This window comes from Actinomadura miaoliensis (genome assembly GCF_039536785.1).
GTDB lineage: Bacteria > Actinomycetota > Actinomycetes > Streptosporangiales > Streptosporangiaceae > Spirillospora > Spirillospora miaoliensis.
The window spans coordinates 53,832-60,823 of record NZ_BAAAZG010000062.1 but is presented as its reverse complement, the minus strand read 5'-3'; the positions used below and the strand labels follow the sequence as shown (position 1 = coordinate 60,823).

Here is a 6,992-nt window from a genome sequence, read left to right as displayed (position 1 = left end):
GCGGACGGCCCGTCCGGTGCCACCGGCGCACGCCGCGTCACCGTCGTGCTGGCGGTGCTGGTGCTGCTGGCGGCGGCGGTGCTGGTCGCCCTGGCGATGCGGCGGTCCGGCCACCCCGGCACCGACTCGGCGGAGGCGGGATTCGCCCGCGACATGAGCACCCACCACGCCCAGGCCGTGCGGATGTCGTTCATCGTCCGCGACCGCACCGACGACGAGCCGGTGCGGCTGCTGGCGTACGACATCATCACCACCCAGCAGGCGCAGATCGGCATGATGACCGCCTGGCTGGACGAATGGGGCCTGCCCAAGACGGACCCGGCGGGCCACATGCGCTGGATGGGCGGGCACCACGGCGGCGCCTCGCCCGCCCCGGGAGCCGGCGCCGACGGGGCCGTCATGCCGGGCATGGCGACGCGCACGCAGCTGCGGGAAATGGAGGCGGCGTCCGGACGCGACGCCGAGATCCGCTACCTGCGGCTGATGATCGTGCACCACCGGGCGGGCGTGGACATGGCCCGCGCCGTCCTGGAGCGGACCGACCGTCCCCGGGTCCGCAGCCTGGCCCGGAGCATGGTGGACGGGCAGCAGTCGGAGATCACCCTGATGACCCGCATGCTCACCGAACGCGGCGCCACCCCCTGACCGCCGGCGCGGCCCCCGCCCGGGGGCCGCGCCGCGCACGTCACGTCACGCCGCGTGTCCCGAGCCGCCGCGCGACCGGCAGGCGCCAGAAGGCCGCGACCGCGCCCGGCCGCCGCCGAGGCCGCCGTCAGGGCTCGACGCGGGGCGTCAGCGGGAGAACTCGGCCAGGGTGCGCTCGGCCTCCTCCAGCCAGGCGCGGCGGGCCGTCAGGGCCTCCTCGGCCTCCTTGACGTCCTTGCCCCGCCCGGCGTCGCGGGCCTTGGCCAGCCGCTTCTCCAGCTGGTCGATGGAGCTGCGCAGCTGCGCCACCGTCGCCTCGGCGCGCGCCCGCGCCTCGGGGTTGGTGCGCCGCCACTCGGCCTCCTCGACGCCGCGCACCGCCTCCTCGATCTTGCGCAGCCGTCCCTCCAGGCGGTCGCGCTGGTCGCGCGGCACCGGGCCGATCGCCTCCCAGCGCTCTTGGATCGACCGCAGCGACTGCCGCGCGGCCCGCACGTCGCCGACCGGCACCAGCCGCTCGGCCTCGGCCAGCAGCTTGTCCTTCTCGTCGGCGTGCACCCGCAGCTCGGCGTCGCGTTCGGCGAACGCGGCGTTGCGGGCGTGGAAGAACACGTCCTGGGCCGCCTTGAAGCGGGCCCACAGGTCCTCCTCCACGTCCCGGGCCGCCCGCCCGGCCAGCTTCCAGCGGCGCATCAGGTCCCGGTAGGCGGCGGCGGTCTCGCCCCAGTCGGTGGACTCCTGCATGGCCTCGGCCTCGGCGACCAGGCGCTCCTTCTCCCGCCGGGCCTCCTCGCGCTGGTCGTCCAGCGAGGCGAAGTAGGCCTTGCGGCGCTTGGTGAAGGCGTTGCGCGCCGCCGACAGCCGCTTCCACAGCGCGGTCTCGGTGGGCCGGTCGACCCGCTCGGCCGCCTTCCACTCCTCCACCAGCTGGCGCAGCCGCTCGCCGCCGTGCTTCCAGTGCGTCTCCTCGGCGGCGATGCGCTCGGCCTCGGCGACGATCCGCTCCTTGATCACGCGGGCCTCGCCGCGGGCGTGCTCGCGCGCCGCCCGGACCTCCTCGCGGCGCCGGCCCACCTCCTCGCCCAGCACGTCGAGGCGGCGCAGCAGCGCGTCGAGGTCACCGACCGCGTGGGCGTCGCTCACCGCCTCGCGCAGCCGCTGGATGCTCTGCTGGGCCTGGCCCGGCTGCAGGTCGGTGGTGCGCACCCGCTGCTCCAGCAGGCCCACCTCGGTGACCAGAGCGTCGTACTTGCGCCGGAAGTAGGCCAGGGCCTCCTCCGGGGCGCCGGCCTGCCACGATCCGACGACCCGCTCACCGCCCGCGGTCCGCACATAGACGGTGCCGTCCTCGTCCACCCGGCCCCAGGGATCGGTCGCGCTGGACACCCTTGCCTCCTGAATCACGGTCCGATCGTGCTCACACTCACCGGACCCTCCACACCTTAGTATCCCGTTCGCCTAATTCCCGGCGATCGCGACGTCCTGGATCGTCACCTTTGTCTTCGGCTTACCGTCACCCTGCGGCTCGGACCCGCCCTTGGCGATCTTTTCGAGCACGTCCATCCCCGAGGTGATCTTGCCGAACACCGTGTAGTCGGCGGGCAGATCGTTGGAATCGGCGTACACGATGAAGAACTGGCTGCCGTTGGTGTCCGGGCCGGAGTTGGCCATCGCCAGGGTGCCCTTGACGTACTTGGCGCCCTCGGTGTTCTCGTTGGCGAACTGGTAGCCCGGGCCGCCGGTGCCGTCCCCCTTGGGGTCGCCGCACTGCAGGACGTTCAGCCCGCCGCTGGTCAGCCGGTGGCAGTCGGACTTGTCGAAGTAGTTCTTCTGGGCCAGGAAGGCGAAGGAGTTGACGGTGCAGGGGGCCTTCGCGCCGTCCAGCTCCATCTCCACCTTCCCCTGGCTGGTGTCCAGGGTCGCCTTGACGGCCTTCTCGTACGCGGGCTCGGCGGGCGGCTTGCCGACGTTCTTGGCCGCCTTCCCCTGGGCGGCGTCGTAGGCGCACCTCAGCGGGTCGGGCCGGGTCGCCGCCACGATGACCGCCGCGCCCGCGGCCACGACCGCCACGGCCACCACCGCTCCGACGATCTTCACGCGGCGGGCCCGGGCCTGCTCGGCCCTGCGGCGCTGCTGCTGCCGCTCGTAGCGCTGCCGCGCGAGTTGCTTCTTGCGGTCCTTCCCCGCCACGTGCCTGCCCCTCCTGGTGATGCGGATCCGTTGCGTCGAACCGTCCGCCCCGCCCCCGACGCGCCGGGCCGAGGATGTGATCAGGGGAACGTGCAGCGCATAGTAGCGGTACCGGCATATGGCCCGTGTATGGTCAAGCCCCCCGCACGCGACTTCCCTCACGCGGACCCGTCCGCCGGCGGCGCCGCCGGGCCCGCCGCGGCCCGGCGACACGGCGAACGACCGATCTCGTTCGCGATGCCCCTGGCCTCGCCGGTACCCTCGAAACGCCGCCGCCTGCGCCGCCGGGCCGCCCGGCCGGACGATCCCACGGACGCCCGCCCCGGACGACCCGCCGCGACGGGCGGCCGGGCACGGCCCCGCCGGCGACGGCGCGGGCCGGCACCACAGGCTCGAAGGGAAGGACGACCGTGCTCGTCGCCGGGTTCCCCGCAGGATCGTTCGCCGCGAACTGCTACGTCGTGGCGCCCGCCGCGGGCGAGGAGTGCGTGATCGTCGATCCCGGCCAGGACGCCGAGGCCGGCATCGACGAGCTGCTGCGCGAGCACCGGCTCAAGCCGGTCGCCGTCCTGCTCACGCACGGGCATCTCGACCACGTCTGGTCGGTGGCGCCGGTGTGCGGCGCCAAGGACGTGCCCGCCTACGTCCATCCGGACGACCGCGACCTGCTCACCGACCCCGCCAAGGGCCTGGGCCTGGGTCCTGGGCAGCAGCTGTTCGGCGGGCTCGAACTCACCGAGCCCGACGACGTGCGCGAGCTGTCGGACGGCGCGGTGATCGAGCTGGCCGGGCTGCGCCTCACCGTGGACCACGCGCCGGGCCACACGCCGGGATCGGTGACGTTCCGCACGCCCGCCGCGGGCGACGTGCCCGACGTGATCTTCACCGGCGACCTGCTGTTCGCCGGCTCCATCGGGCGCACCGACCTGCCGGGCGGCTCCTACGAGCAGATCCAGGAGAGCCTGTCGCGGGTCTGCCTGACGCTGCCGGACGAGACCGCCGTCCTGCCCGGCCACGGCCCGCAGACCACCATCGGCCGCGAACGCGCGACCAACCCGTTCCTGGCGGAGCTGGCGCCCGCCGAGGGTCCCCGCACGGGGATGTGACCCCATAAGGATCATGAGTTCGAGCTTCCAGGCCCCCAAGGGGGTCAGTGAGTACGTCCCGCCGCGTGCGGACCTGCTGCAGGCCGTCCGGCAGCGGTTCGCCGAGCAGGCCCGGCTGGCCGGATACGGCTACCTGGAGCTGGCGGTCTTCGAGGACACCAACCTGTTCCGGCGCGGTGTCGGCGAGTCCACCGACGTGGTCAGCAAGGAGATGTACACCTTCACCGACCGCGGCGGACGCTCCCTGACGCTGCGCCCGGAGTTCACCGCCGGGGTGCTGCGCGCCGTCCTGGAGCACGGCCTGCACAAGCGCGGCGGGCTGCCGGTCAAGGTGTGGACGACCGGCCCGGCGTTCCGCGCCGAACGGCCCCAGCAGGGCCGCTACCGGCAGTTCTACCAGCTCGACCTGGAGGCGATCGGCAGCGAGGACCCGCAGGTCGACGCCGAGACCATCGCGATCGCCTGGAACTGGTACCGCTCGCTCGGGCTGACGCGGGTGCGGCTGCTGCTCAACTCGCTGGGGTGCCGCGAGTGCCGCCCCGCCTACCGCGCCCGCCTGCAGGAGTTCCTGCGCGGCTTGGACCTGGACGAGGCCACCCGCGCCCGCATCGAGATCAACCCGCTGCGGGTGCTGGACGACAAGCGGCCCGAGGTCCGCGCCCAGCTCGCCGGCGCGCCGCTGATGGCCGACCACCTGTGCGCGGCCTGCAAGACCCACCACGACCGGGTCCGCGGCCTGCTGGCCGACCTGGGCATCGCCTGGGAGGACACGCCGACGCTGGTGCGCGGCCTGGACTACTACACCCGCACCACCTACGAGTTCGACCACCCGCTGCTGGGCGCCCAGTCGGGCATCGGCGGCGGCGGACGCTACGACGGGCTGTCGGAGGACATCGGCGGCCCGCCGCTGCCGGGCATCGGGTTCGGCCTCGGCCTGGACCGCACCCTGCTCGCACTGGAGGCCGAAGGGGCCGGGTTCACCGCGCCGCCGCGCTGCCAGGTGTTCGGCGTCGCCCTCGGCGAGGAGGCCGAACGCAGGCTGTTCGGCCTGGTCGCCGAGCTGCGCGCCGCGGGCGTGGCGGCGGACATGGCCTACGGCGGCAAGAAGCTGAAGGGCGCCATGAAGGACGCCGACCGTTCCGGCGCCCGGTACGCCGTGATCCTCGGCGAGCGAGATATCGCCGCCGGGTCCGTCCAGCTGAAGGACCTGGCCGGCGGCGACCAGACCGCCGTACCGCTCACCGAGATCGTCACGACGTTGAGGGAGAGGCTCGCACGATGATCCGCTCGCACGAGGCGGGGACGCTCCGCCGGGAGCACGCCGGCCGGCAGGTCACGCTGGCCGGCTGGGTGGCCCGCCGCCGCGACCACGGCGGGGTCACGTTCATCGACCTGCGCGACGCGTCCGGCGTCGCGCAGGTGGTCTTCCGTGAGGAGGACACCGCGCACGACCTGCGCTCGGAGTACTGCGTCAAGATCACCGGCGAGGTGCGGGTGCGCCCGGCCGGCAACGAGAACCCCGAGCTGCCCACCGGCGACGTCGAGGTCGCCGCCACCGACATCGAGGTGCTGTCGGAGTCCGCGCCGCTGCCGTTCCCGATCGAGGGGGACGCCAACGTCAACGAGGAGGTCCGGCTCAAGTACCGCTACCTCGACATCCGCCGCGACGCCGTCGCCCGCGCCGTGCGGATCCGCTCCCAGGCGTCGTTCGTGGTGCACGACGTCATGCGCGAGCACGGGTTCGTCAACGTCGAGACGCCCACGCTGACCCGCTCGACGCCCGAGGGCGCCCGCGACTTCCTGGTGCCCGTCCGGCTCCAGCCGGGCCACTGGTACGCGCTGCCGCAGTCGCCGCAGCTGTTCAAGCAGCTGCTCATGGTGGCGGGCACGGAGCGGTACTACCAGATCGCCCGCTGCTACCGCGACGAGGACTTCCGCGCCGACCGGCAGCCGGAGTTCACCCAGATCGACATCGAGATGTCGTTCGTCACCCAGGAAGACGTGCTGCGGGTCGCCGAGGACCTGGTCGCCCGGCTGTGGAAGGACATCGCCGAGTACGAGATCCCGCGGCCCATCCCGCACCTCACCTACGCCGAGGCGATGGCGCGGTACGGCTCGGACAAGCCCGACCTGCGGTTCGGCCAAGAGCTGACCGACATGACGGAGTACTTCTCCGGCACGTCCTTCCGCGTCTTCCAGGCCCCGTACGTGGGCGCCGTGGTGATGCCGGGCGGCGCGTCCCAGACCCGCAAGGAGCTGGACGCCTGGCAGGACTGGGCCAAGGCCCGCGGCGCGCGCGGGCTGGCCTACGTGCTGGTGCAGCAGGACGGGACGCTGGGCGGCCCGGTCGCCAAGAACCTGTCGGACGCCGAGAAGGAGGGCCTGGCCGCCAAGGTCGGCGCCGCCCCCGGCGACGCGGTGTTCTTCGCCGCGGGCCGTCCGCAGGACTCCCGCGAGCTGCTGGGCGCCGCCCGCCTGGAGATCGGCCGCCGCTGCGGCCTGATCGACGAGTCGGCCTGGGCGTTCGCCTGGGTGGTCGACGCGCCGGTGTTCGAGCCGCTGTACGACGAGAAGGGCGAGCAGATCGGCTGGACGCCCGTCCACCACCCGTTCACCGCGCCCAAGCCCGAGTTCGCCGACGACTTCCAGGACCGTCCGGGCGAGGCCCTCGCCAACGCCTACGACCTGGTCTGCAACGGCTACGAGATCGGCGGCGGCTCCATCCGTATCCACCGGGCCGAGATGCAGCAGCGGGTGTTCGACGTGCTCGGCATGACCAAGGAGGAGGCCGAGTCCAAGTTCGGCTGGCTCCTGGAGGCGTTCAAGTACGGCCCGCCGCCGCACGGCGGCATCGCGTTCGGCTGGGACCGCGTCGTGATGCTCCTGGCGGGCGGCGACTCGATCCGCGACGTGATCGCCTTCCCGAAGGCCGCGTCCGGCTTCGATCCCCTCACCTCGGCCCCCACGACCATCACCCCGCAGCAGCGGGCCGAGGCCGGCATCGACGTCATCCCCGAAGAGGAAGAGTCCCAGTCCTGAACCAGAAGGGCG

At 73.3% G+C, this 6,992-nt stretch carries 6 protein-coding genes; 4 read left to right on the top strand and 2 right to left on the bottom strand.

The window, feature by feature from the left end; translation table 11 throughout:
* On the top strand, positions 1-645 hold a 645-nt coding region (locus ABD811_RS38980; RefSeq protein WP_425549506.1), incomplete at its 5' end, for a DUF305 domain-containing protein.
* Between the two features lie 147 nt (positions 646-792).
* Here ABD811_RS38980 and ABD811_RS38975 read toward each other — a convergent pair.
* Together ABD811_RS38975 and ABD811_RS38970 are read right to left on the bottom strand one after the other, a co-directional pair.
* Positions 793-2,031, bottom strand: a complete 1,239-nt coding sequence (locus tag ABD811_RS38975) for a DUF349 domain-containing protein (RefSeq protein ID WP_344957877.1) — start codon at positions 2,029-2,031, stop codon at positions 793-795.
* A 72-nt stretch (positions 2,032-2,103) separates the two neighbouring features.
* Positions 2,104-2,835: a peptidylprolyl isomerase gene (locus ABD811_RS38970; RefSeq protein ID WP_344957875.1), complete on the bottom strand. Its 732-nt coding sequence runs from the start codon at positions 2,833-2,835 to the stop codon at positions 2,104-2,106.
* A 410-nt stretch (positions 2,836-3,245) separates the two neighbouring features.
* Here ABD811_RS38970 and ABD811_RS38965 point away from each other — a divergent pair, with 410 nt between their 5' ends.
* From ABD811_RS38965 to aspS, 3 genes are read left to right on the top strand one after another with little or no spacing between them, the layout of a single operon-like run.
* Positions 3,246-3,941, top strand: coding sequence for an MBL fold metallo-hydrolase (locus ABD811_RS38965; RefSeq protein WP_344957873.1), 696 nt, complete (start codon positions 3,246-3,248; stop codon positions 3,939-3,941).
* Between the two features lie 13 nt (positions 3,942-3,954).
* Positions 3,955-5,223: a histidine--tRNA ligase gene (gene hisS, locus ABD811_RS38960; protein ID WP_344957871.1), complete on the top strand. Its 1,269-nt coding sequence runs from the start codon at positions 3,955-3,957 to the stop codon at positions 5,221-5,223.
* Positions 5,220-6,980, top strand: a complete 1,761-nt coding sequence (gene aspS, locus ABD811_RS38955; protein ID WP_344957869.1) for an aspartate--tRNA ligase — start codon at positions 5,220-5,222, stop codon at positions 6,978-6,980. Before hisS ends, aspS begins: the two co-directional genes overlap by 4 nt.
* Positions 6,981-6,992: the final 12 nt, after the last annotated feature.